At 50.1% G+C, this 2388-nt stretch carries 1 protein-coding gene; it reads right to left on the reverse strand.

Annotated elements, in window-relative coordinates; all coding sequences use genetic code 11:
• Positions 1-81: 81 nt before the first annotated feature.
• Positions 82-2169 carry an elongation factor G gene (locus HRU10_15265; protein ID NRA28592.1) on the reverse strand — a complete coding sequence of 696 codons (2088 nt, stop codon included), beginning with the start codon at positions 2167-2169 and terminating at the stop codon, positions 82-84.
• Between the last annotated feature and the right edge of the window lie 219 nt (positions 2170-2388).

Raw genomic sequence — 2388 nt, forward strand, 5'->3', positions numbered from 1 at the left:
ACTGACTTCCTTGATCGGAAGTCCGCCAAAGCCAACCACTTTTTAATTTTTTAGCGCATCCCTATGGGATGGCTGTGTATTTTATTTAGCCGCGTCACGTTTTTTCGCCTCGGCGATTACGTCCTCAGCGACGTTACGGGGCACGGGTGCGTATTGAGCAAACTCCATAGAGAATTGGCCGCGTCCGGACGTCATGGTGCGTAATGAACCAATATATCCGAACATCTCAGAGAGTGGACATTCCGCCTTAATACGGACTGCCGTTGCAGTAGGCTCCTGGCTCTTAATCATACCACGACGACGATTGAGATCTCCAATGACATCACCAATGTGATCCTCTGGGGTGAAGACGTCCACATTCATGATGGGCTCAAGGAGCTGTGGATTTGCCTTAGGAATCGATTGGCGGTATGCAGCCTTCGCCGCGATTTCAAAAGCGACTGCAGATGAGTCCACAGAGTGGAATGCTCCGTCTAAAAGATCCACCTTTACGTCCACTGTAGGATAACCAGCCAGAACGCCACGATCCATAGATAGACGGAAACCCTTTTCTACCGCAGGCCAGAATTCGCGAGGCACGTTTCCACCAACAACTTTAGACTCGAACTCAAAGCCCGTTCCAGCTTCGCCCGGAGTGATCGCGTATTCGATTTTCGCGAACTGTCCAGATCCGCCAGACTGTTTCTTGTGTTGGTATGAGTCGTTGACTGGTGTTGTGATAGACTCGCGGTAGGCAACCTGCGGTTTGCCGACCTCAACCTCGACATTGTAAGTCCGCTTAAGGATATCGACTTTAATATCGAGGTGAAGCTCACCCATCCCCTTGAGGATGGTCTCGCCTGATTCCTCGTCGGTCTCAACGCGAAATGAGGGGTCTTCAGCGATCATCTTACCTAGAGCCACACCAAGCTTCTCGGCATTGCTCTTATCTTTTGGCGATACTGCTATCGAGATGACTGGATCTGGAAACACCATAGGCTCCAGCGTTGCCGGCTGATCGGGATCAGCCAGTGTATGACCTGTTTGGGTATTTTTCATACCCAAGAGCGCTACAATATCGCCTGCTTGGGCAGAATCGACTTCTTCGCGATTGTCAGCATGCATCTCAACGATGCGTCCGATCCGCTCCGTCTTACCAGTGTAAGTGTTCAGCACCGATTGTCCCTTGTTCAAGACACCAGAGTAAATGCGAACAAAAGTCAGAGCGCCATACTTGTCGTCCATAATTTTGAACGCCAGGGCACGGAGTGGCTTACTCGGATCTACTTCAGCACTACCTCCTGTTTCATTACCTTCGAGATCGATCTCTGGCTGTGGGTTCACCTCAGTTGGGTTCGGCAAGTAATCGACGACACCGTCGAGAATGAGCTGCACTCCCTTATTCTTGAAAGAAGAGCCACAATAGGTCGGAAAGAAAGCAAGCTCGATAGTTCCCTTGCGAATGAGACGCTTGAGCGTGTCGATCTCGGGCTCCTCACCCATAAGATAGCTCTCCATTACATCATCGTCCATTTCGACTGCAGTTTCTACAAGCGTCTCGCGCCACTCTTCGACGTCATCCTTCATATCTTCTGGGACGTCCTTAATTTCATAATTGAGGGGATCACCAGAGTCATCCCAGATCCAAGCCTTGCGTGTGAGCAGATCGACGACTCCCTGAAGGTCGCTCTCGGTGCCGATCGGCAAAACCATGACAAGCGGCTTAGCAGCAAGGACATCTTCGACCTGCTTGACTACTCGATAGAAATCAGCGCCGACACGGTCGAGCTTGTTAATATAAATAAGACGAGAGACCTTTGAATCATTTGCGTAGCGCCAGTTTGTTTCTGACTGAGGCTCTACCCCACCCGAACCACAAAATACACCGATACCGCCGTCGAGAACTTTGAGTGAACGGTATACCTCGATAGTGAAGTCCACGTGGCCTGGGGTATCGATGATGTTAAAACGGTGGTCGTCCCAGAAGCAAGTCGTGGCAGCAGACTGAATAGTGATGCCACGTTCGCGCTCTTGGTCCATGAAGTCGGTCGTCGCCGCGCCGTCGTGCACCTCACCTATTTTGTGGATGCGGCCGGTAAGACGAAGAATCCGCTCAGTCGTTGTTGTTTTGCCCGCGTCAACGTGGGCAAATATCCCGATATTTCTATACTTGGATAGGTCGGTGCTCATTGTGTTTTGGGTTGTCTATATGTGAGAGGAAAGGTCACTGCTACAAGAGCTGTAGCTTAAGATAAAAACCGACCACAATGCTCTACTGAGCTTAAAGTGCACGAAAAAAAGCATCTCGAGCTACAAAACATAGAAAGAAATCCACAGCCATCCCATAGGGATGCGCTAAAAAATTAAAAAGTGGTTGGCTCTGGCGGACTTCCGATCAAGGAAGTCAGT

Source organism: Opitutales bacterium (assembly GCA_013215165.1).
GTDB lineage: Bacteria > Verrucomicrobiota > Verrucomicrobiia > Opitutales > JABSRG01 > JABSRG01.

Bases quoted from the DNA above. Each gene is read 5' to 3' on its own strand.
- HRU10_15265 (NRA28592.1), bottom strand. From the start codon at position 2,169: ATGAGCACCGACCTATCCAAGTATAGAAATATCGGGATATTTGCCCAC.